This is a genomic window from Flavobacterium sp. UBA7682, from assembly GCF_002482945.1.
In the GTDB taxonomy this organism is placed as follows: domain Bacteria; phylum Bacteroidota; class Bacteroidia; order Flavobacteriales; family Flavobacteriaceae; genus Flavobacterium.
Map to the genome: position 1 here is coordinate 1 of NZ_DLGY01000007.1, position 22,425 is coordinate 22,425.

Here is a 22,425-nt window from a genome sequence, read left to right on the forward strand (position 1 = left end):
ATCACACAATTCATAATCATCAGGCTCTGTAGCCTCTGGCGTTGGGTCAACTATTAACTGTAATTGAACATAATTAGCACATCCTGTCAAAGTATAAAATACTCTGACATAAATCGTTTGTGTCCATGGATTGATATTCTCGTATGGGCTAGGTTTTGGATTAGCGCCAAGCAGCGCATCAGTCTCAGTTTCATGATAAGTGATAGAAACACCTAGTAGTGGCCATATGCCTCCGGCTATCTCTGTCGAGGCAGATTCTAAATCAAAGAAGCCAAATCCGTCATTGTTTGGATCACAATAATGAAGAGCTTGTGGTGTGATGGCAATTGGTCCTTGGGTAACTCTAAGCAATTGCGTGGTCGTAGCATAACAACCTGTAACATTATCCTCTACTCTGATGTAAACAATTTCGTTATCCGTGCCAATGTAAGTATCCGGAGTAGTTATCGGGCTTGTCGCATTTTGAGCAGCAAGCAAAGCAGTGTAATAAGTCACAGTAACTAGTGAAGTATTACCTGCTGTTACAACCCCTTCATTGATAGTTAAATCAAACTCCGCCTGAGTCGTCGCACCATTACTACATTGGAATATAGGTTCAGGTGTAGTAGCAATTGGCAATGGATTCACCACCAAATTAAAAGAACTCACCGCATCACAACCTGTAACATTATCACTAATATTAATCCAAATTTGTTGTGGATTGCTGATGTTAGGATAGGAATTCGGTAGTGGACCGGTTTGCGTTTGAGCATCGCCTTGAGTTAAATAATAACTGATCGTTACATTAGTTTGACCATTGGCAATCTCAGTATCCATACTATTTAAAGTAAATACCTCAATCTCATCACCTGTTGAATTGTAATCACACAATTCGTAATCTGAAATTATAGGATTGGGTACCGGTAAGGGGTTGACGATTAAATCAAATGTAGTGGTAGAATAACAGTCAGGAGAACCAACATTGTAAGCTCGCACATAAATGGTTTGAATTCCTGGCACAATACTACAATAATTCAAATTCAAAGGAATCGGCGAACCACTGGTGTCGGTTTCGTAAAATTCTACAATAATATTGGGATTGCCTCCATTAACTTCGATGATTTTTGTCCCTAAATCAAACAAACAAGATATTCCATCATTATTGTCATCACAAACTACATAATCAGTAGGCTGACTAATAACCGGAGTAGTGTTAACCGTAATAACTGCAGAACCACTTTGAGTTTGCGAACAGGTAGTAGCTGTATTTTCGACACTAACTAAATTGTAAATAGTTGATGCTGTTAAAGGAGTTGTTACTATGGTTTCATTACCTAATCCATTTAAAACAATCGTTTGGTTCGGATTAGAATCTATATTATAAGTAACTTCAGCATTTGGAGTACCATTAAATGTAATTGTGGCAGTATCCCCAAAACAAATTGCTGTCGTTCCTGATATTGTAACGGTTGGTAATGGATTAACAGTTATAACAGCAGAACCTGACTGTAATTGAGAACAATTGGTAACTGGATTTTCAACACTGACTAAATTGTAAGTAGAAGAAATGTTTAAAACTGGTGTTGTAACTGACGCATTACCTGTAGCATCCAAAACAATTAATTGATTTGGATTTGAGTCAATATTATAAGTAATCTCAGCATTTGGAGTACCACTAAATAGCACAACTGCTGTATTGCCCGCACAAATTGACGTAGTACCGGAAATACCGGCCGTTGGCAATGGATTAACCGTCACTGAAGCCGAACCTGCAATTAACTGTGAACAAGTAGTCGTTGGATTAGCAATACTCACCAAATTGTAGGTTGATGGAACTGTTAATGATGTTAGTACTATTGTTGCATTGCCTGCAGCATTCAAAGTTATATTTTGATTTGGATTCCCATCAACATTATAAGTTACAACTGCATTTGGCGTTCCGTTAAAAGTTACTGTACTGTCTTCATTCGCACAAACAACTGACGGAGCAATAGAAATTGTTGCCGTAGGTATCGGATTAACAATCAATTGAAAAGAGATTGTGCTAAAATGGGTTGGATCAACATTTTCTTCCAATCTTACATATATTGTTTGACCATTAGTTCCAACAACATTTGTTGGTCCAATAGGACTTACATCATTATCCGCATTATTCTGTGTTAAATGATAAGTAACGGTATAATCTGCAGCCGAATATGTCCCCAAGACAATAGGTGTTTGAGGCACAAAATTAAAAGTGGCCGTACCACTACCAAAACTACTTTCACACAACGCTAAATTAGGTGGTTGAGTCGGAATCGGGTTGGTTGTACATACAATAACATTCAGCTCAAATTGAGTAGTTGTTAAACAACCTACCGTATTATCTTCTATCGCAGCATAAATAATTTGCCCATCAAAACCTGTATAATTTGTTGGGTTTGGAATAGCGCCTATCAATTGTTCTGCGTTAGAAAGTGTGGTATGATAAGTAATTGTAACATCAAGATTATTGGCGATGATTGGTGTGTTTTGTGTCAAATTGAAAATCACATCGCATTCCGTTAAATCATTAGGATCACCTATCATTATTTCATCTAGAAACTCTACAATCAAACAATCTGTAACAGGACATGCCGGACCAAAAGGGAATGCGGTTGCGCAATATTCGCCGGGCTCAGTAACCGTCAAACAAGGACCTGTTTCACCCGGAATGACACCACCATCAAGAGTCCAAACATGAGGAACTGTAGTTGCCAAACCAGTACAAATAACTGTAGAACTCCCAAAACAAGGTGCAAAACCATTTGAAACTAAATAATCATTAGGAAAATCTATCGGCGCAGAAGCAAAACTATTAGCCTTTAGAAAAACCGCTGAATCCAATGAATTATCTCCGACATTGGCAATGGCTAATTTAATATGATACGTTTGTCCACACTGAACATTGGCTGTAGCCGGAATAACTAAAGTAAAACCATCATACTGTATGGTACTGTTAACTGCAGGAGTACTTCCAGTCCCATTATTAACGTAAAACGAACAGTATTCACAGGGTCCGTTATTTGTAGTTCCGTTATTTAAATTGTTAATTGTAATCGGAACTGTAGTCGAAGGAATCAAAGCAATATTAATGGCACCATTAGTATAAGGACCTGCGATACCGGGACCGCTCAAGAAAAAACCAAAAACATCATTAAAACTTGAATTGGCCCATTCAGGGTATTCTTCCGAAGCAAAAACAAAGTCAAAACTCAATGTTTGTCCATTCGGCACAAAATCAAATTCAAGAATTGCTATGTTCATAACCGTATTGGTAGTCAATTGGTCTAAATCAGCATCTCCTTCAGTAGGATTATCCGTAGCATTAGTTGTCCCTCCAGAATTATTCGGCCCAATCGCCACTATTCCTTTCCCTGTTGACAAAATAATCCCTTCTTCCAGACCAATATTGGTTGACGAACCATTTAAAAAATGACCAACCTGATCACTTATAACACTGGCATTAGCCGCAGTACCGTTAAAAGTAATATTGGTAGCCGCAACTCCTTGCCCTAAGAGCACGTTTTGCACTAATTGCGCAGGCGATTGAGTATTATTGACTATTAATTGGGAATATGACGAAAAGCTAATCGCCAAAAAGAGAATTATGAGTATTTTTTTCTGCATCAAATAAAAAATGTTTTAGTAGTCCTATTTTATTAAAACCACTTGATTGTGTTAATTATTGATTAATTGTTCAAATATAGTTAATCATCGAAAATAACTTTGTTAAATTTGCAGAAAAATAAATAAAATCGATGAAAATCACCATAAAAGAAACCCAAAACCCAACAATAATTAAATTTGAATTTCCGGATTTCATTACTCAAAATGAGAACTTCGAGTTTAAAAACATTGACGAAGCCAAAAATTCACCTTTAGCCCAACAATTATTTTACTTGCCATTTGTAAAAACCGTCTACATTTCCGGTAATTTTATTGCTATCGAACGTTTTAGCATTGTAGAATGGTCAGATGTTCAAGACGCAGTGACTGAACAAATCGAAAGTTTTGTCAACAATGGCGGCGTTATTGTATTACAAACCGAAAACCCAACCCGAAAACAAGCCATAACTGTTTACGGAGAAACCACACCTAATCCGGCTTCGCTGAAATTTGTAGTCAATAAAGCCTTGACCAAAACCGCTGTCGAATTCAAAAATATTGACGAAGCCAAAGCTTCTCCGTTAGCGCAAGAATTGTTCAAATTCCACTTCGTAAAAGAAATTTTTATCACCGAAAATTATATCTCGGTTACCAAATACGAAAGCACTTCTTGGGACGAAATCACTTTAGAATTGCGAACGTTCATCAAACAATTCATCGAAAACGGCGGAACTGTGTTAGATGAAACCATGATAGTAAATGACGAAAAGCAAGAAAAACAACAAATCAAAAATTTTGACAACCTTGATACAACGTCACAACAAATCATCAATATTCTAGAAGAATATGTAAAACCGGCGGTCGCTGCCGATGGTGGAAATATTCTTTTCGACTCTTATGACGAAACCGAAAAAAGAGTAAAAGTCGTATTGCAAGGTTCTTGCAACGGTTGCCCTTCTTCGACTTTCACCCTAAAAAACGGTATCGAAAATATGCTGAAAGACATGTTGAATGATAAAGACATTGTGGTGGAAGCCATTAATGGATAAGCCGTATTTCAAAATAAAAAACTACCTTTAAGCGTCCAAATCGGACGCTTTTTTTAATTAAATTTTAGGAGCTGTTTCCCGCTTTCCGCAATATCTTTTTTTATCACACCGGGCGCAATCAAGACACTCAATTAAAAAAAAGGATACTTGCTGCAATCAGGGCTAAAAAATAAATCATGAACGAACTACATCTGGAAACCAGCCCATACCTACTCCAACACGCCAACAATCCCGTGCATTGGAAAGCTTGGAACGAAAAGTCTTTGGCACAAGCCAAGACAGCAAACAAACTCATCATCATCAGCATAGGTTATTCTGCCTGTCACTGGTGTCACGTAATGGAACACGAAAGTTTTGAAAACGACGATGTTGCCACCGTAATGAACGCCCATTTTGTCAACATCAAAATCGACCGCGAAGAACGTCCGGATATCGACGCTGTTTATATGAAAGCAGTTCAAGTCATGACCGGTCATGGTGGTTGGCCCATGAACGTGGTCACTTTGCCTGATGGCAGACCTATTTGGGGCGGAACGTATTTCAAAAAAAATGAGTGGATCAATTCCTTAGAAAAACTTCAAGAAATTTATACTCAAAACCCGGAAACCATTTTTGATTATGCCCAACAACTGCATGAAGGTTTACAGTCATTAAGCATAATTCCTAAAATCGATTCGCCTGTCGACAACAGTTTAGACCGCTTAGAAAAATTAGTCGAAAAATGGCAAAAAAGTTTCGATTGGGAATTTGGCGGTATGGCAAGAGCTCCAAAATTTATGATGCCAACGAATTATGAATTCTTGTTACGTTATGGATACCAAACCCAAAACCAAAGTTTACTCGATTTTACCAATCTGACATTAACCAAAATGGCTTACGGTGGCTTATTCGACACACTAGACGGCGGATTTTCACGTTATTCTGTGGATATGAAATGGCATGTGCCGCATTTTGAAAAAATGTTATATGATAACGGTCAGTTGGTTTCGCTTTACGCGAATGCTTATAAATTAACCCGCAATCTATTATATAAAGAAGTCATCGAAAAAACTTTGACTTTCGTCGAAAAAGAATGGCTGACTTCGGAAGGAAGTTTCTATTCTGCACTCGACGCCGACAGTTTGAATGCCGAAAATCATTTAGAAGAAGGCGCATTTTATGTTTGGACGAAAGAAGAATTACAAGAATTTATTGGTGAAGATTTCGACTTGTTTTCCGAAGTTTTCAATATCAATGAATTTGGTCATTGGGAACACGGTAATTATGTTTTGATTCAAAATCAATCTTTGGAACAAATCGCTAAAAAGCAAAATATGTCTGTGGAAACATTGGCACAAAAAAAAGAATCATGGGAACAAAAACTGTATACTGAAAGAGAAAAACGCAGCAAACCCAGACTCGATGACAAATGCCTGACTTCTTGGAACGCCATAATGCTTAAAGGCTTTGTTGACGCTTTTAAAGCTTTAGGCAGCCCAAAATATTTAAACATCGCTTTGCAAAATGCCCATTTCATCACTAAAAATCTTTGGTCTTCAGATGGCAATTTATTTAGAACGTATAAAAACGGCACTCGAGGCGGAGCCGAACAGAGCGTAGCTAAAGCCACCATCAATGCTTATTTAGAAGATTATGCTCAGGTGATTCAAGGATTTATTGGTTTGTATGAAGCGACTTTGGACGAACAATGGCTGCAAAATGCCAAGCAATTAACAGATTATTGTTTTGATTTTTTCTATAACGAAAAAGAACAGTTTTTTTCTTTTACTTCTCAAAATGACGAAGCCTTAATTACAGCACATTTTGAAGTCGAGGACAATGTGATTCCGGCCGCGAATTCAGTTATGGCGAGTAATTTATTTCGATTGGGTATTTATTTCAACAATAGTTATTACGAATCGATAGCCGAACAAATGGTGCAAAATATTATTCCGACGATTGATTATCCATCGGCTTTCTCAAATTGGCTGAATGTGCTTTTAAATTATTCGGAACAAAACAAAGAATTGGCGATTTGTGGTGAAAGAGCTTTGGATTATTTGACCCAAATCAACCAACAGTATATGCCTAACCTCATTCTTGCCGGAGCCAAAGTTGATTCCGCTCTGCCATTTTTAGAAAATAGATTTGTGGAAAGTCAAACGTTATTGTATTTGTGCCAGAACAAAACTTGCGATACACCAACCATTGATTTACAAGAAATTATCAATAAAATAACACCAAATTCTTAGAAAAAATCGTAATATTGTTATTATTAACCAATAAAAACAACTGATATGGGATTTGGAGATTTTTTTAAAAATTTGTTCGGAGGCTCAAAAGGTAAAGCCGGAGAACAAGCCAGTAATTTTGCTGATGACGCCATTGAAAAAGCTAAAGAAATAGCTGATCCGGTAGTGGATAAAGTAGAAGAATTTGTGGAAACCGCTAAAGAAAAAATAAGCGAATATGTACCACAAGCGTCTGAAACTATAGACAATGTAGTCGATAACGCCAGAGAAAAAATAAATGAGTTGGCAGAAACTGCCAAAGAAAAAATAAATTCATTTACCAACGATGCTAACGACGCTGTTGATGCAGCTGAAGAAAAAGCTAGTGATGCGGTAAATCGTGTAGAAGAAGACGCGGATTAATTTTAAAAATTATTATTTTTGCAATCCATAATTATCCCGATTCTTTCGGGATTTTTTTTACAATATGACTATGAACAGCTCGCTTTCGATTCACTCCTTTGCAGAATACGTTGAACAATTTACCACGCTTTTAATTGATTATTCTCCGAGACTGATTTCGGCATTAATCATCCTTTTCATCGGATTGTATGTCATTCGATTTATCAATCGTTTGGTTAGAAAAATCATGGTAAAAAGAGAATTTGACCCAACCTTATCTAAATTCTTAGCCGATAGTTTACTTTGGGCATTACGCATATTGTTGTTTGTGAGTTTTATTTCCAAATTAGGCATAGAAACTTCTTCATTTGTGGCAATTCTCGGTGCGGCTGGTTTGGCGATTGGTTTGTCACTTCAAGGCTCTTTGTCCAATTTTGCCGGCGGAATGTTGATTATTTTATTCAAACCTTTCAGAGTTGGCGACACCATTGAAGCACAGGGCGTTATTGGAACTGTGTTGGAAATACAGATTTTTGTAACCAAATTAATTACCGGAAACAACCAAACTATTTTTATCCCAAACGGAATTCTATCAAATAATGTAATCATTAATTATTCGATGCAAGGCAACCGCAGAGCAGATTTGTTGTTTTCCCTTTCCTATGACACCAATATTAAAACCGCCAAAGACATCGTCATGAAAGTGATGCAAAACCATCCTAAAGTTTTAAAAAATCCTGCGCCAACAGTTGCTGTGAGAGGTTTAACCGATTCGGCTGTACAATTGTCAATCCGACCTTGGGCGACCAATATCGATTTTAGTGATATGTCTTCTGATATTTTGGAAAACTGTAAAGAAGCTTTTGAAGCGGCCGGAATTTCAATACAACCATTTGTGCTTGAGACCTCGAAAGGATAATTTATGTTTTTTTAGTCAACATAAAATCTTTCAAGTAAAAAGGCTCAAAGTAAGCCACATCTTCAAACTCATTTTGAATGAATTTTTTATAGCTAATTGGACTCATCTCATTAGCAGAAGGAAATACAATTTCCGGTAGAAATACGAAGTTGACTGCGGTCAAAACTGATTGGCATTTTTCCTGACAATCGCCTACAATATAGATGGTTTCTGTCCTATCAGCATAACTGACTTCGGTTAAAACTTCTGCTTGTACTTCCGCTATTTTTTGATAATTATGGTCGAAAACAGCACTATAAACTTCCATTCTTCGGGCGTCAATCATCGGAATAATTAAGCCATCATTTTGGGTTACTTTTTGGGCCAAAACTTGTAAAGTGTCCACTGAAATTAATGGAATTTGCAACGCATAGCACAAACCTTTTGCCGCCGAAACACCGATGCGCAAACCCGTATAAGATCCCGGACCTTTGCTGATGGCAATCGCTTTCAAATCTCGGACTGTAATTCCTGCTTCTTTTAAAATATCTTCTATAAAAACATGCAATTTTTCAGCATGAGAATAACCTTGTTCGGCTATTTCTTTAAGCAATATTGTTTTTCCGTCTTTGGCTAAAGATACTGAGCAATTTTTCGTTGCGGTTTCAATGTTAAGAATGTAGGTCAAAATTTATTTGGCTTTTTCTTTGTCTGTACTGTTTTTCAATTTTACTTTATCACCCGAATTCAGGTCTTTGGTCACCGTAGTATAAGGTCCGATAATCACAACATCCCCTTTTTTCAAACCTGAAACCACTTCAATATTAGTATCATCTTGAATGCCTGTTTTAATGACTCTGATTTTGGCTTTGTCACCAACTTTCACAAATACACATTCAAATTTTTTATCGCTTTTGGCCGTCACTTTTTTCTCTTCCGGCTCTTCCTTAACCATATAGGATTTCGTAGCCGTGGTATCTGATTTCACCAAAACAGAGCTGATTGGCACACCAATTACTTTTTCTTTTCTTGTCGTGATTATGTCAACCGTTGCAGTCATTCCCGGTCTGAACGGCGAAAAATTAGCCGATTTACCTTCTAATAAATCTTGATAAGATTCTTTTAGAATTCTAACTTTTACCTTAAAATTAGTCACTTGATCAGCGGTAGTTGCTGTACTCGCAGAATTAGAAATGCTAGTTACTATGCCTTTGAATTCCTTTTTCAAATAAGCATCAACACTAATATTGGTACTGTCACCAATACTGATTTTAACGATGTCATTTTCGTTTACATCTACTTCCACTTCCATGTTGTCCAAATTGGCTACACGAAGAATTTCCGTTCCGGTCATTTGTTGGGTTCCCAAAACTCTTTCGCCTAATTCGACACCAAGAGAAGAAATTGTTCCGTCTGCCGGAGAATAAATGGTGGTTCTGCCTAAGTTGTCTTTAGCTTCTCTTACCGTGGCGTTAGCACTTTGTACATTGTAATAAGCGGATTCTTTGTTGGCTTTAGCACCTTCAAAAGTAGCGGTTGCTTTGTCCCATTCTGATTTGGAAATGATGCCTTTGTCAAAAAGCGTTTTGCTTCTGTCGTAACTGGCTTTTGCTTCTTTAAATGTAGCGTCGGCCTGACTCAAACCGGCTTTGGTTCCAGACAAGTTAGAAATCGTTCTGTTGTAGCCTGAAGTATATAAATCGGGATTGATTTTGACTAAAAGTTGTCCTTTTTTAACCACTTGTCCTTCTTTGATGGGCAAATCGATAATTTCTCCCGAAACCTCAGAAGAGATTTTTACCTCAATTTCCGGTTGAATTTTACCGGTAGCCGAAACCGTTTCGATAATTGTAATTTCATCGGCTTTAGCAGTTTCTACCTCAATGATACCATCATCTGCACCGATTACTCCATTTTTCTTTAAAATCACTAATACTATTAAAAGCAACGCGATTATTCCTACTAACCAATATATTTTCTTTTTTGACATGTTTTATTGTTTTTGAATGATTGGGATTCCAAAATAGAGTTCTACGACTTTCGTTTTAAAGATGTAATCGTATTTGGCACGAATCACATCCGATTGGGAATTGATGTATAACGTTTGCGATTGATTGTAGTCAAAGGCATTCATCATTCCAACTGCATATTTTTCTTTCGCATAATTAAACGCTTCTTGTCTGGCTTCCAAAGTAGCAATAGAAGCTTCATAAGTATTGAGTGCGCCTTTGGTATCGGTTATGGCTTTATAGACATTGGTTTCCAAATCTATTTTTGCCTGATCAAAAGTATTTTTAGACCTTTCATAAGCTATTTTAGATCGATCTACATTATTCTTTGCTGAAAAACCATTGAATATTGGCACATTCAGTTGGAGTCCGAAGTTGTGCCCTTTGTTATCACTAAACTGGTCAAAAACAGGGAGTGGTCCGGCGATTATCGGCACACCATTAGAGTCGACTCCAATTATTCTGTCGGAGTAACTGGCGTTGGTTCCAAAATTATACCCAAAAGAAAGGCTCGGTTGTAAAGCGCCTTTGGCAATTTTTATATCGCGTTCGGCTAAATCAAGATTGGCTTTCGCAATTTTAATTTCTACACGAACTTCATTGGCTTTGGCTACAATAGCTTCCGGCGACTCTGCCATCACCGGACTTGGTGTAGGCTCAATATCAACATCGGCTATATCAAAAGAGGCAAAATCTTCCAGGCGAAGTAATTGGGCTAAGCTCAATCGCGAAATAAGTAAAGCATTTTCTGCCACAACAACTTTTTGTTTATCTGAAGCGACCGTAGCTCTCATATCTAATAAGTCTCCACGAGGCACCATTCCGGCATCAACTAACTCTTGTGCGCGAATCAACTGTTTTTCATCATTGGTTAATTGGCTTTGCTGTACTTTTAAGTTTTCTCTGTTAAATAAAATATCCAAATAAGCATTGGCGACAAATAGTGAAATATCATCTTGCATTTTGGTCAATTGGTATTGAGAAGCCAATTGTGCTAATTTGGCTCTTCGCAGTCGGTTTTGATTTTGCAAACCATTGTAAAGATCAACACTTGAACTTAAACTCATTTGGGTAAATTGAGTAGTTTGATTTTCACGTGCGTTAGTCACCGGGTTGATGTTAGCTCCAATGCTCCAAGAATGTTGACTGCTGGCATTTAAGCTCGGAAAAAAGTTGCCCACAGCCGCTTTTTTGTCAATGTCCGCTAATCTTACATCGAGTTCCGATTGCTTGATGGAAATATTGTTTTTCATAGCATAAGCTACGCACTCTTCAATAGTCCATTTCTTTGTTTGTGCTGCAGCACCAAATCCCAGCAACAAGACAAAAGTAAGTAAGAGGTGAATTTTTATTATTTTCATATTAAAAGAGGTAATCAAACCCAAATTCCTTGAATAAACAAAGATATTATTTTTGGCTTTTATTTCTTAATTAAAGACTCAATGTTTTAGACACTATTTTTTTAATAATGTTACAGTCGGTTACAATATTTACATTTATTTTTGACAAAAATTATTTTTATTTATGTCAGTCCTAAAATCGATTCTCTTTCTGCTTCTCTTTTCAATTCTGATAAACAGCTGTGCTACTACTCAAAGAATCGAGGCTTTAAAACCACTCCCATCAAATGACGCACCAATGGTTTATAAAACAAAGACCTCCTTTGTTAATATGCCTTTGGAAATTTCTTTAAAAGAAATAGAGAATCAATTGAACAAAACCATGAATGGACAGATTTATGACGATTCGAATTTGGCTGATGACAAAACCGAAATGAAAATTTGGAAAACCGCTCCAATCAGATTGGTAGAAAAAAACGGTAAAATTCAAACTACAATGCCTTTGAAAATTTGGGCCAAAATAAAATACGGAACTGATTTCATGGGCTTAAACGACACTCGCGAAATCAATTTAAACGGAACCATTACGATGGTTAGCGATGTAAAACTATCCAATTGGAAATTATCAACTACTTCTAAAATCGAAGATTTTGAATGGTCTGAAAGTCCGACGATATTGGTTTCCGGAAAATATGTGCCAATTACTTATATCATCAATCCGACACTTTCCATCTTTAAATCAAAAGTAGCCAAAAAAATAGACGAAGCCATCGAAAAGTCCTGTGATTTCAAACCTTATGTATTGGATGTCTTGGAAAACATGAGCACGCCATTTGTAACCAGTGAACAATACCAAACTTGGTTCAAGTTGATTCCGATAGAAGTTTATGTTACCGATGCTGTTTTAAGCAAAAGTGAGATTAAAATGGATTTAGGATTGAAATGCAATATGCAAACTATGGTAGGTTTGAAACCCAAAAACACTTTTGACCGAGAGGCCATTCAATTTAAAGCCGTGACTAAAATACCAACCACTGTTTCGGCTAATGTGGCCGCCATTTCTACTTATGAAAGTGCTTCGAAAATTATTACGGCCAATTTCAAAGGCAAGGAATTTGCTTCCGGCAGTCGAAAAATAACGATTGAAAATGTAGCCATGTGGCAAAAAGACGGCAAAATTATCATTGCTTTAGACATGAGTGGGAGCATCAACGGCAGTATTTATTTGTCGGGAATTCCAAATTACAATGCGATTACCAAAGAAATTTATTTTGACCAAATGGATTATGTGCTGAACTCAAAAGGCATTTTAACCAGAACCGCCAATTGGCTATTGCAAGGGGTAATTTTGAGAAAAATTCAAGAAAATTGTCGCTATTCCATCAAAGCGAATTTGGAAGAAGGTAAAAAAAGTCTACTGCCTTACTTGAACAATTATTCCCCCATGAAAGGAGTTTTCGTAAACGGAACCATGAATGATTTTGAATTTGAAAAAGTAGAAGTTACAGATAAAGCCATTATCGCCTTTATTACAACTACCGGAAAAATGAGTGTGAAAATTGACGGAATGGAGTAAAGTCAGTTCTCAGTGTTCAGTTGGCAGTGTTCAGTTTCCAATAGAATGAAATGACAACCTATTTCTTTTTGTAATACATTTTATAGACCACGAAACCAATTCCGGCCACTATAATATAAGGAATGGCCATTAGGAAAACGATTCCGTCGTTTACAGCTTCTACTTTGGCATTATTTCCGGAACTTTCTAGTGCTGCTCTGCACATAGCGCATTGCGCAGTTGAGGCAATAGGCATTAGGCAATAGGCAATAAGTAATAAGACCTTACCACTGACACTTTTGACTTTTGGCTTTTGGCTTTTGGCTTTAGTTAGCATAATAAGGCGAAATCATCAAATAAACCACTACGCCGGTTACGGCAACATACAACCAAATAGGAAAAGTAATTTTGGCTAGTTTTTTATGTCTGTCAAAACGTTCGGCTAAAGCCCTCACATAAGTAAACAACACCATTGGAATAATCGCTATTGACAAAAGAATATGTGAAATCAAAATGAAAAAGTATACGCTACGCATCGAACCGGCATTGGCCAATTCTTTGTCATCTAAAAGTCCGTCCGCATTGATATCTCCGTATTTCGTAGAATCAGCCGACATGTGATAAGCGACATACATAACTAGAAAAACCACAGAACAGGCAATAGCTAAAGTCATAATCCTTTCATGCACCTTTCTATTCCCGTTTTTAATAGCCAATACGCCCATAATTAAAAGCAAGGCCGTCACCGCATTGATTGATGCATAAATTGGCGGCAAAAAGCTTAAGGGCTCTATATTGATTCCGAAATCTTTTAGTTTTACGGTAAACAAAACAGCTACCGCTATCGGGATAATTATAGAAACCGCAATAATGGAACCTCTAAATTTTCTTTCCAAGGTTTTATTCTCCTGATTATTCATTTAATAACTTTTTAATGTCTTCAATTATCGCTTTTACTCCTTTTTTATCCAATCCGTCATAATACAAAATAGGATTGCCAAATTTATCTTTTCTACATCTGATATTACCTTCTTTGTCAATCAAAGCGAAAAGCCCTGAGTGTTCGAAACCACCTGCTGCTTTTTTATCTTCTCCGGCATAAATATTAAATCCTTTATTAGAAATACCATAAATATACTCTTTGTCACCGGTTAAAAAATGCCAATTGGAAGATTTTGCTCCGATAAGTTCCGCGTGTTCTTTTAAAACCTTGGCAGTATCATATTCCGGATTAATAGTGATTGACGCTATTCCGAAATTAGGATTGCCAAAGAACTCATTTTGAATGTCCACCATATTTTTATTCATGATGGGACAAATAGAAGGACAAGTCGAGAAGAAAAACTCTAATACATATACTTTCCCTTTATAAGATTCGTTGGTGATTTTTTCATTGTTCTGATTGGTGAGTTCAAAACTTGGTGCCGGTCCAATCGTTAACAAACCGTTTTCAGCTTTTTTATTATTGGAAACTGCATCAATTCTATCCCCTTGAACAACTGTGCCGTTTTTTACTCTATTGATGATTTTGGGAATAAAAATAATTCCAAAGACCAAAATGATAAAGGATAATCCGATGTATGATTTATTTTTCATATGGCTAACTCTAAATTTTTCTGTCTGCGTTGTTTCGTTTTAAAGCCAAACGGTATTCGGCCAAAATAATTTTTACATCATCCATCATATCATTATGCAAATCGGCTGCTGATGTTGTGTTGTAACCTTCTTTGTATTCCGGTTTACCTTGATCGCTTTTCCCTTTTCGCCCGCGAAGATTTCTTTTCTTGTCGACTATATAAACGTAAGGCGTTCCAAAGTTATCGTCTAACTTGCCCAATAACTTTAATTGGGCATGATACGCTTGAATGGCTTCCCGTTTGGCAAAAACAAAATGATAACCCGAAACATCGGTTAACGCATCTAATTCCTTTAAAAGTCTTTGGGCTTGTGCCTCGGTTCCTTCCGGTGCTATAAATACAAATTGAAAATCTTTAAATTCTCTGTATTTGTTGTATATCTTTTGATTGAGCGTGAAAAAATTACCGCTATTCGCCATGATATTCTCTCCGGCAAAACCGAGTATTGTTATTTTAGCATCTAAAGTAACTTTTTTATCATTGAGGGTTTTCCATTGGGCATCAACATTTGGAATCGTTGGCGTAATGGTTGGCAAAGTGATAAAACTATTTACACCCGAAGCAAAGAAAAGATAGGCTACGATGGGTAAAACAAACAAGATGAAAAGGACAAGATTTTTTTTCATTAGGATAGTGAAAATCAGTGGTACAAAAATAAAAAAATCCCGACTGAATCGGGACTTTTTTTTGAATTAATATATTGTTAAAAATTCCATTTAATAGTAGAATCTTTAAAAATCCCGTAGATATAATCTGCTTCGACCAATAATATAAAAAGTAAATATAATACAAGGAAAATAACGGTGGCAACAACTGCCCATTTCAAGCTATTTCTTTCACCTTCCATGTGCATAAAAGCCCAAACAATATAGTAAGCTTTGTACAAGGTTAAGACAATGAAAACCCAGTTAAGCAAATTCATGCTTAAAAAGTTATTCATAAATAAAGCATCCGGTCTAACAATCCCTAAAGCAACCTCAACGATAGTTACGACAGATAAAAGGATAAAAACTTTCCAGATTCTTGATGTATTTGATACATGTTCGTGTGCGTGTGACATAATATTGTAAGTTTTCTATAATTAAACTAAGTAGAAGAATGTAAATACGAATACCCAAACTAAATCAACAAAGTGCCAATAAAGTCCCACTTTCTCTACCATTTCATAACTTCTTCTCTTTTCATAAGTTCCTAAAAGAACATTGAAATAGATGATGATATTGATAATTACTCCCGAGAACACGTGGAATCCGTGAAATCCTGTAATGAAGAAAAAGAAATCAGCAAACAATTTGCTACCGTATTCGTTTCTTTCCAAGTTAGCTCCTTCAACTACTAAATGAGCGTTTCCAATCATTACTTCTGATTCGGCTCTGTTCAGAATTTCTCTGTGTTTGTTTTTATTTAAACCAGGCTGTAAAGTTTTATTGGCTTTGTCTTCTTTGGTATCTCTGTAGATTTTTTCGGTTCTAACCAACAATTCAGGATGGGCTTTGAAACCGGCTTGTATTTCGGCAACTGAATAAGTAGGCAAAGCCGCTTCATCAGAAAACCAAACTCCATTACTGCGTTTGTGTTGTTCTCTTGTTTCCGGAAGTTGTACCGCAAAGTCTTCTAATTTAACTCTTTTACCTGTATTATCAACGAATTGAATGATACTTCCACCTTTAGTTTCAATAGCACCGTATTCCCCTTTGATGAAGTTTTTCCATTCCCAAGCTTGCGAACCAACGAAAATCAAACCTCCGATAATGGTTAACAACATATAGAAAGCCACTTTCTTTTGTTTCATTTGGTGACCGGCATCAACAGCCAATACCATTGTTACAGAGGAGAAAATCAAAATAAAAGTCATCAACGCTACGTAATACATTGGTGCAGGAACGCCATGTAAAAACGGGAAGTGCGTAAACACCTCATCGGCAATTGGCCAATTATCAATAAATTTAAATCTTGAAAATCCGTATGCCGCAAGGAAACCCGAGAAGGTCAAGGCATCCGATACGATAAAAAACCACATCATCAATTTGCCATAACTGGCACCCATTGGCTCATTTCCGCCACCCCAAGTATTTTCGTTTGTATTTGCAGTAGTAACTGTAGCTCCCATAAAAGTTATATAGTTAAAAAGTTCCCAAATTTAGATTTTTTTTCTTATTTAAAGAAATATAAAAAGAAAAACAAACAAATCCACAAGAAATCAAGAAAGTGCCAGTACATTGCACCTAGCTCAATTCCAAGTGTTTGACTTGAATTGTATTTTTGTTTAAAATGATTATAAATTATGATTAAAAGCGAAATAATTCCTCCGGCGAGGTGAGCCAAGTGTACTACGGCAATTACGTAGAGAAAAGTTGTCGCAATATTGCTCTCCGGTCCGGTGAAATAATAGCCTTGTTTTATCAATTGCTCAAAGCCATTAAACTGTAAAAACACGAAGGTAATTCCGAAACCTAAAGTCAGTAAAAGAAAACTTGTAGTTGCTTTTCTGTCGTCTTTTTGAATGGCTTTCTTGGCCAAATGAAAAGTTACACTACATAATATGATTGCCAAAGTACTAAAGTAAAATGAAGTCGGCATTTGAAAATCTTTAACCCAATCTTCTCTTGACTTACTTACTACAAAAGCACTGGTAATTCCGGCAAACATCATGGTCATACTGGCCATAGCAAACCACAACAGCAATTTGTATGATCTTGCAGTTCTTGATTTATGTTCCTCGGCGGTCATTGTTGTTGGTGCCATAACTATCTTAAAAATTTATCGGTAATATAAACTATTTGCAACAAAGTAATATAAGAAACACTCACTAACATAAGTGTTCTGGCGGCTTTAGCAGTTCTGAGCTGATACAACTTTACCGCGTAAAAAATCATCCAAAGCCCGAGCAAAAATACAATTCCTGCCGCAATTGGCGAAATAAATAATCGTCCGGTATACCCTAAACTTGGCAATAAAGAGGCAACTAACAACCAAACCGAATATAAAATCGTCTGTAAAGCTGTTGAAGTGTCTTTTTTACCCGTTGGCAACATAAAGAAACCTGCTTTTTCGTAGTCTTCATATAAAAACCAACCTATCGCCCAAAAATGAGGAAATTGCCAAAAAAACTGTATTAAAAACAAAGTTCCCGCTTCAATTCCAAAATGGTTTGTTGCGGCAACCCAGCCTAACATAAAAGGAATCGCACCAGGAAAGGCACCCACAAAAACCGAAAGCGGCGTATGAACCTTTAAGGGCGTGTAAATACTCGTATATAAAAAGATGGAAATCGCACCAAACATGGCTGATTTAGGATTAATCAAATACAATAAAACCAAACCGATGATGGTCAGCAAACTAGCCACAAACAAAGCGTGATTCGGAGACATTCTACCCGAAGCAACCGGACGGTTTTTTGTTCTGTCCATTAAAGCGTCAAGATCTTTCTCGATGACTTGGTTAAACGCATTAGAAGCACCAACCATACAGTAACCGCCAACGGCCAACATCAATAAAGTAGACACTTTTAAATCTTGAAAATCCACCACACCAAGCAAATAACCGGCAATAGAAGAAAATACTACGCTGATAGCTAAACCTGCTTTGGTGATTTCCTTGAAATCAATCGCAATTTGTTTAAGAGAAAATGTAGTAGCAGTAGCGTTCATCCGTAGTTTTATTCCGAATTCTCAGAACTGCTGCAAAGGTACTTTATAGAAAACGATTTGACAAAAAAATATTGAAGATATATTGAACGATTTTTAAGTATTAGAAGCGAATGGTCATTGTGTGTCAGTAATCCATTTTCCCGCCATCCGTTATACAAGGTGCCACTACTGTCGGGGCTAAAAGGAAGCCGTTTTAATTCTTGGTAACCAGTAAAAAATACAAATCAACGTCTAGTAATCAAAATACCAGTTAAAAATATCACATCTCAATCCGATAGAAAACCAAGTGGTGCTTTCTTTTACGGCAAGCGCCGTTTCAGTGGCAGGCGTAAAATTTCTGTAAATTAAACTCCCATACAACTTCATATTCGTCATCGGATTAATCAAATAACCGGCTTGTAAATCGGCGATAAAAACATTGGTTTTATTGCCTTGTCCAACGACAACTCCGGTATCAAAAGGCCGGTCTAAATCATAATCCCGGTAAATATCGCTTCCATAGTTAAAAGTATCAGTAGCATTGTTGAAATCTAAACCTCTTGTCCCAATAGTAACTTTGGCATCGGCAAAATAACGTCCGTTATGGTAGCGCGCAATGGCAATCAACTCTCTGAAATTTCCGCCCCATTGGTGACCCAAACTTTGGTTGTTGTGACCATAATTGGTAATGGCTTCGCTATGCGCATAAACATACGGTCGAACCACATTGTATTCTCCTTGCAGTAAAAGGTTTTTAATATTAAAAGCGTTGAAATATTTGGCTCCCAATTGGTACCCAAATTTATTCTTCCAACTTTTTTCTCCGGCTTTGATATCATTTAACGAGAATTCATCTAACAAAAATTGTCCGTAAAACTGAATTTGGTTATTGAACTTGAATTTTGAAGTCAATCCCAATAAAGCATTTCCACTACGTGCCGAAGAAGCAAACTCCACTGAACGATAGAATATAATTGGATTCGCAAAACTCATATCAAAACCACGATTGTTTTTATTGGTCCAAACCACTGACTCAAACAAACCAATATTCCATCGGTTGGTGACATTCAAACTCAAATAATGACTGGCCGCAAACTTCGTCGCATAAGTTCGGTCTAGCGTAACGTCCGGACGAACATCTTTTAACCAAGTGTAAATGTTGGTGTATTTGATTTTCCAAAAAGACGTATTCAATTTAAAATACGGATACGGACTAGCGCCATCACCCAACAATAGCGAACGATAACCATCACCAATAAAATTGCGACCATAACCCAAATTCATATTCAGAAACTTACTTGGGGTATACGCCAAATTAGCTTCGGCTAAAGGAAAATCATACGCATCAGATTTAAACCCTTTCGCAATTCCGATTCCGGGAATAATCGCCGGATTTCCACCAGCCGGAGCCAATGATTCCGCATAGCGATTGAAATAATCAGCAAAACGTCCTTGGCTTTCATAAACCGTTGTGGTAAAATTGATTGTTGCGCCCAAACCACCGTTAAACTGAATTCCACGCGTATTGACATAAGTATAACTGGAAACACTCGGATCGCTTTTCCCAAATTGTAAATCCAAAATTGGGTTTAGCGTAAACCAATAGTCTTCGCCTTGAACTTCGACTAAATTTTCATTCCAAAACTTTTTGCCCCACCAACCTTGTTTGTTCTTGGCTAACTTTTTATTTTCGGCGGTCAAATCGTAATACTTGGAAACATCCGCATAAGAAAAGGGCTTGGAAGCAGTATGATTATTCGCCCCAACTTGGTTCATTTCGTCATCAAATTGCGCATAATAACTATGCGAAAACGGAATATTCAAATGACTTTGAAATTGTGGATTGTCAAATTTTGTGTACTTAATGCTATCTAACTCGGTTAAGGGTTTGTGGTTAGGTTTGTAAAAATTAGATTTTGTTTCGGCTACTTTTTCTGCTTCCTTTTGCGCTTCTCTTTCGGCTACACTTTGCAACGGAATGGCAATTTTTATAGTGTATTTGGCATAAGTCGGATTTCCGTTATACGTTGCCGGACTAATTTTTGGCATTTGCCCAAAAACTCTTTTGCTTTCGGTGACCAAAGTTTCATCTACGGCGTCGACATAAATCACTTTAAAACTTCCTTTATCATCTACTTCAAAAAGCACAATGACATTTCCTTTCAAATTATTGGGCACTTTGAAATTATTGTACACAAAATTTTGCACTTCGTTATAAAAACAAGTTTCTAAAGCACTAAATTCCTGACCTTCACAAGCCGGAAATACCGGAAATCGTTCTGTAGCTTTTTGTGTTACTTGCGCATTAGACAATAAGGAAAACAGGAATAAAAAGGAAAATATATTTTTCATATTTCGGAATAATAATATTAATAATTGCCCGAGGCAGTTTGGCCATGAGCAATAGTTTTGGCGGCAGAAGTACCAATTCTTTTCACACCTAATCGAATCATTTCTTCTGCTTCTTGATAAGTCCGAACACCGCCAGCGGCTTTAACCGGTAAAGGCGAAGCATTTTCGAGCATCATAATTATGGTTGGAAAAGTAGCGCCATTGGGCAAATTGTTTTCTGTCTTGTAAAAACCGGTTGACGATTTCACGAACACATTGAAATAATAATCTTCTTTGAAATTAGGAATCACTACATTTTTGATCAAAGCCGAAATTTGAATAATTTGAGCATCGGTTAAAGCCGCAACTTCTATAATCCACTTGGCTACTTTATGGTGGTCAAAAGCGAGTTTGGTTCCTTTTAAGACTTCGGTTTTTACTAAGTCGAATTCCCCATTTTTAAAGGCTTCGTAATTACAAACATAATCCAATTCATCTACTCCGTCTTCAATGGCTTTTTGGGCTTCGGCTAATTTTTCTTCAAGAGAATCAGTTCCTTCCGGAAAAGAGATTACCGTTCCGATAAGCAATTTCGATTTGGCTTTGGAAATCATTTCTTTGGCCATTTTGACTTTATCAGGTCTGATCATAATCAATTTAAAACCTTCTTCAATAGCTTCTTGAATAAAACCTTGAACAATCAGGTCATTTTCCTTCTCAGATAAACCTGCTTGGCTTGCTGTTTTTAAATAAGTAGAATCGAGATACTGTTTTATATTCATATGATGTAAAATCTATTTGTCAATGGTTATATAGGGTATCGCCTTTTATTAACCGGTGTTTATCTCAAAACGATTTTATTCATCGTTGGTGTTCGATGATTTTCAATTGCTTGCAACAAACTTCTTGTCAATGGCGATTTCATGCTATAAAAGTAAAAAAAAATCCCGATTTACATCGGGACATTTATGGTAAGTTAGATGGATTATTGGTTTTAGGCTTTCTTTGCTATTTTAATTAAAACAAAAACCAGAAAAGCAGCCATCGCTCCGCTAAAATTGGCCAATACATCTAAACTATCGGCTTGTCTTGTTTTGGTAAAAGCGCCTTGCAAAAACTCGATTAAAATTCCGAAACAAAGAGAAGTCAAAACAACATAAAACAACATTCTTAAGGCAATATGATTTTGTTTCAACCAAAAGTAACAGCTCCAAAGTAACGTAAAAACCAAATGGAAAGTAAAGTGTCCATACTTGTCAGCGCCGGAAACTTTAACCTTTGGCAAATCATTGAAATTAACCAAACAAAGTACCAATATTAAAAAAGTCCAGCCAATGGCCAGACTTAGTATTGTTTTTTTAAGCACCGATTAAGGCTTTATAATCTTCACTTGACAGCAAATCTCCGATTTCCTCTTGGTTACTGATTTTTAATTTTATCATCCAACCTTTTCCGTAAGGATCTGAATTTACATGTTCAGGAGTTACTTCCAAGTCTTCGTTGAATTCGGTGATTTCTCCTGAAAGCGGTAAGAACAAATCAGAAACAGTTTTCACCGCTTCAACAGTTCCGAACACTTCATCTTTGTCAAGAGTTTGGTCTAAAGTTTCTACTTCTACATAAACGATATCGCCTAATTCTTTTTGGGCAAAATCGGTAATTCCTACTGTTGCTACATCGCCATCAATCAAAACCCATTCGTGGTCTTTGGTATACTTTAAATTACTTGGTATATTCATTAGTTAGTTTGTTAAAAGTT

General features: G+C 36.7%; 21 protein-coding genes. 5 read left to right on the forward strand and 16 right to left on the reverse strand.

Annotated elements, in window-relative coordinates:
• A partial coding sequence (locus tag B3C16_RS01025; protein WP_291127766.1) for a choice-of-anchor L domain-containing protein occupies window positions 1-3,627 on the reverse strand: 3,627 nt, incomplete at its 3' end.
• 131 nt (window positions 3,628-3,758) lie between these two features.
• On the opposite strand from B3C16_RS01025, the gene B3C16_RS01030 reads away from it, so the two are divergent.
• The 4 genes from B3C16_RS01030 to B3C16_RS01045 all read left to right on the forward strand — a co-directional run bounded on the left by B3C16_RS01030 (window position 3,759) and on the right by B3C16_RS01045 (window position 8,186).
• Window positions 3,759-4,655 (forward strand): NifU family protein, encoded by an 897-nt coding sequence (locus B3C16_RS01030; RefSeq protein WP_291127769.1) that lies wholly within the window; start codon window positions 3,759-3,761, stop codon window positions 4,653-4,655.
• 176 nt (window positions 4,656-4,831) lie between these two features.
• Complete coding sequence (locus B3C16_RS01035; protein ID WP_291127772.1) at window positions 4,832-6,886, forward strand: thioredoxin domain-containing protein; 2,055 nt, start codon at window positions 4,832-4,834, stop codon at window positions 6,884-6,886.
• A gap of 45 nt (window positions 6,887-6,931) precedes the next feature.
• Window positions 6,932-7,288 (forward strand): Rv0909 family putative TA system antitoxin, encoded by a 357-nt coding sequence (locus B3C16_RS01040; RefSeq protein WP_121311905.1) that lies wholly within the window; start codon window positions 6,932-6,934, stop codon window positions 7,286-7,288.
• A gap of 70 nt (window positions 7,289-7,358) precedes the next feature.
• Window positions 7,359-8,186 carry a mechanosensitive ion channel family protein gene (locus tag B3C16_RS01045; RefSeq protein ID WP_291127994.1) on the forward strand — a complete coding sequence of 276 codons (828 nt, stop codon included), beginning with the start codon at window positions 7,359-7,361 and terminating at the stop codon, window positions 8,184-8,186.
• Between the two features lies 1 nt (window position 8,187).
• Here B3C16_RS01045 and tsaB read toward each other — a convergent pair whose 3' ends face one another.
• The 3 genes from tsaB to B3C16_RS01060 are packed head-to-tail and all read right to left on the reverse strand — an operon-like array spanning window position 8,188 to window position 11,535.
• Window positions 8,188-8,853, reverse strand: a complete 666-nt coding sequence (gene tsaB / locus B3C16_RS01050; RefSeq protein WP_291127776.1) for a tRNA (adenosine(37)-N6)-threonylcarbamoyltransferase complex dimerization subunit type 1 TsaB — start codon at window positions 8,851-8,853, stop codon at window positions 8,188-8,190.
• 3 nt (window positions 8,854-8,856) lie between these two features.
• Window positions 8,857-10,155 (reverse strand): efflux RND transporter periplasmic adaptor subunit, encoded by a 1,299-nt coding sequence (locus B3C16_RS01055; RefSeq protein ID WP_121311907.1) that lies wholly within the window; start codon window positions 10,153-10,155, stop codon window positions 8,857-8,859.
• Between the two features lie 3 nt (window positions 10,156-10,158).
• The gene (locus B3C16_RS01060; RefSeq protein WP_291127780.1) at window positions 10,159-11,535 is read right to left on the reverse strand and encodes a TolC family protein; all 1,377 of its coding nucleotides are present in this window, start codon (window positions 11,533-11,535) and stop codon (window positions 10,159-10,161) included.
• Window positions 11,536-11,698: 163 nt separating this feature from the next.
• Between B3C16_RS01060 and B3C16_RS01065 the strand changes: the two genes are divergently transcribed.
• Window positions 11,699-13,090, forward strand: a complete 1,392-nt coding sequence (locus B3C16_RS01065; protein ID WP_291127783.1) for a DUF4403 family protein — start codon at window positions 11,699-11,701, stop codon at window positions 13,088-13,090.
• Between the two features lie 58 nt (window positions 13,091-13,148).
• Here the strand turns inward: B3C16_RS01065 and B3C16_RS01070 are convergent, their stop codons facing one another.
• The 12 genes from B3C16_RS01070 to gcvH form a co-directional block, all read right to left on the reverse strand.
• A complete protein-coding gene (locus B3C16_RS01070) occupies window positions 13,149-13,406 on the reverse strand; it encodes a hypothetical protein (protein ID WP_121311910.1) in 258 nt (85 codons plus the stop codon).
• Window positions 13,396-13,989, reverse strand: coding sequence for a DUF420 domain-containing protein (locus B3C16_RS01075; RefSeq protein ID WP_121311911.1), 594 nt, complete (start codon window positions 13,987-13,989; stop codon window positions 13,396-13,398). Before B3C16_RS01075 ends, B3C16_RS01070 begins: the two co-directional genes overlap by 11 nt.
• Window positions 13,982-14,665, reverse strand: a complete 684-nt coding sequence (locus B3C16_RS01080; RefSeq protein WP_121311912.1) for an SCO family protein — start codon at window positions 14,663-14,665, stop codon at window positions 13,982-13,984. Before B3C16_RS01080 ends, B3C16_RS01075 begins: the two co-directional genes overlap by 8 nt.
• Before the next feature lie 10 nt (window positions 14,666-14,675).
• Window positions 14,676-15,332 (reverse strand): hypothetical protein, encoded by a 657-nt coding sequence (locus B3C16_RS01085; protein ID WP_291127789.1) that lies wholly within the window; start codon window positions 15,330-15,332, stop codon window positions 14,676-14,678.
• Between the two features lie 77 nt (window positions 15,333-15,409).
• Window positions 15,410-15,766, reverse strand: coding sequence for a cytochrome C oxidase subunit IV family protein (locus B3C16_RS01090; protein ID WP_121311914.1), 357 nt, complete (start codon window positions 15,764-15,766; stop codon window positions 15,410-15,412).
• Window positions 15,767-15,787: 21 nt separating this feature from the next.
• Entirely contained in the window at window positions 15,788-16,816 is a 1,029-nt protein-coding gene (locus B3C16_RS01095; RefSeq protein WP_121311915.1) for a cytochrome c oxidase subunit 3, read from the reverse strand.
• 44 nt (window positions 16,817-16,860) lie between these two features.
• Window positions 16,861-17,451, reverse strand: a complete 591-nt coding sequence (locus tag B3C16_RS01100) for a cytochrome c oxidase subunit 3 (protein ID WP_291127796.1) — start codon at window positions 17,449-17,451, stop codon at window positions 16,861-16,863.
• A gap of 2 nt (window positions 17,452-17,453) precedes the next feature.
• A complete protein-coding gene (cyoE, locus tag B3C16_RS01105) occupies window positions 17,454-18,356 on the reverse strand; it encodes a heme o synthase (protein WP_199717086.1) in 903 nt (300 codons plus the stop codon).
• Window positions 18,357-18,587: 231 nt separating this feature from the next.
• Window positions 18,588-20,687 carry a gliding motility protein RemB gene (locus B3C16_RS01110; protein WP_291127801.1) on the reverse strand — a complete coding sequence of 700 codons (2,100 nt, stop codon included), beginning with the start codon at window positions 20,685-20,687 and terminating at the stop codon, window positions 18,588-18,590.
• A gap of 17 nt (window positions 20,688-20,704) precedes the next feature.
• The gene (deoC, locus tag B3C16_RS01115) at window positions 20,705-21,448 is read right to left on the reverse strand and encodes a deoxyribose-phosphate aldolase (protein WP_291127804.1); all 744 of its coding nucleotides are present in this window, start codon (window positions 21,446-21,448) and stop codon (window positions 20,705-20,707) included.
• Window positions 21,449-21,660: 212 nt separating this feature from the next.
• Complete coding sequence (locus tag B3C16_RS01120; protein ID WP_291127806.1) at window positions 21,661-21,951, reverse strand: VanZ family protein; 291 nt, start codon at window positions 21,949-21,951, stop codon at window positions 21,661-21,663.
• A gap of 73 nt (window positions 21,952-22,024) precedes the next feature.
• Window positions 22,025-22,405, reverse strand: coding sequence for a glycine cleavage system protein GcvH (gcvH, locus tag B3C16_RS01125; RefSeq protein ID WP_121311921.1), 381 nt, complete (start codon window positions 22,403-22,405; stop codon window positions 22,025-22,027).
• Window positions 22,406-22,425 lie beyond the last annotated feature (20 nt).

Excerpts from the sequence above, each read along its gene's own strand:
- B3C16_RS01030 (WP_291127769.1), top strand. The coding sequence starts at position 3,759 with ATGAAAATCACCATAAAAGAAACCCAAAACCCAACAATAATTAAATTT.
- B3C16_RS01035 (WP_291127772.1), top strand. The coding sequence starts at position 4,832 with ATGAACGAACTACATCTGGAAACCAGCCCATACCTACTCCAACACGCC.
- B3C16_RS01040 (WP_121311905.1), top strand. The coding sequence starts at position 6,932 with ATGGGATTTGGAGATTTTTTTAAAAATTTGTTCGGAGGCTCAAAAGGT.
- B3C16_RS01045 (WP_291127994.1), top strand. The coding sequence starts at position 7,359 with ATGAACAGCTCGCTTTCGATTCACTCCTTTGCAGAATACGTTGAACAA.
- B3C16_RS01055 (WP_121311907.1), bottom strand. The coding sequence starts at position 10,155 with ATGTCAAAAAAGAAAATATATTGGTTAGTAGGAATAATCGCGTTGCTT.
- B3C16_RS01060 (WP_291127780.1), bottom strand. The coding sequence starts at position 11,535 with ATGAAAATAATAAAAATTCACCTCTTACTTACTTTTGTCTTGTTGCTG.
- B3C16_RS01065 (WP_291127783.1), top strand. The coding sequence starts at position 11,699 with ATGTCAGTCCTAAAATCGATTCTCTTTCTGCTTCTCTTTTCAATTCTG.
- B3C16_RS01070 (WP_121311910.1), bottom strand. The coding sequence starts at position 13,406 with ATGCTAACTAAAGCCAAAAGCCAAAAGCCAAAAGTCAAAAGTGTCAGT.
- B3C16_RS01075 (WP_121311911.1), bottom strand. The coding sequence starts at position 13,989 with ATGAATAATCAGGAGAATAAAACCTTGGAAAGAAAATTTAGAGGTTCC.
- B3C16_RS01080 (WP_121311912.1), bottom strand. The coding sequence starts at position 14,665 with ATGAAAAATAAATCATACATCGGATTATCCTTTATCATTTTGGTCTTT.
- B3C16_RS01085 (WP_291127789.1), bottom strand. The coding sequence starts at position 15,332 with ATGAAAAAAAATCTTGTCCTTTTCATCTTGTTTGTTTTACCCATCGTA.
- B3C16_RS01090 (WP_121311914.1), bottom strand. The coding sequence starts at position 15,766 with ATGTCACACGCACACGAACATGTATCAAATACATCAAGAATCTGGAAA.
- B3C16_RS01095 (WP_121311915.1), bottom strand. The coding sequence starts at position 16,816 with ATGGGAGCTACAGTTACTACTGCAAATACAAACGAAAATACTTGGGGT.
- B3C16_RS01100 (WP_291127796.1), bottom strand. The coding sequence starts at position 17,451 with ATGGCACCAACAACAATGACCGCCGAGGAACATAAATCAAGAACTGCA.
- cyoE (WP_199717086.1), bottom strand. The coding sequence starts at position 18,356 with ATGAACGCTACTGCTACTACATTTTCTCTTAAACAAATTGCGATTGAT.
- B3C16_RS01110 (WP_291127801.1), bottom strand. The coding sequence starts at position 20,687 with ATGAAAAATATATTTTCCTTTTTATTCCTGTTTTCCTTATTGTCTAAT.
- deoC (WP_291127804.1), bottom strand. The coding sequence starts at position 21,448 with ATGAATATAAAACAGTATCTCGATTCTACTTATTTAAAAACAGCAAGC.
- gcvH (WP_121311921.1), bottom strand. The coding sequence starts at position 22,405 with ATGAATATACCAAGTAATTTAAAGTATACCAAAGACCACGAATGGGTT.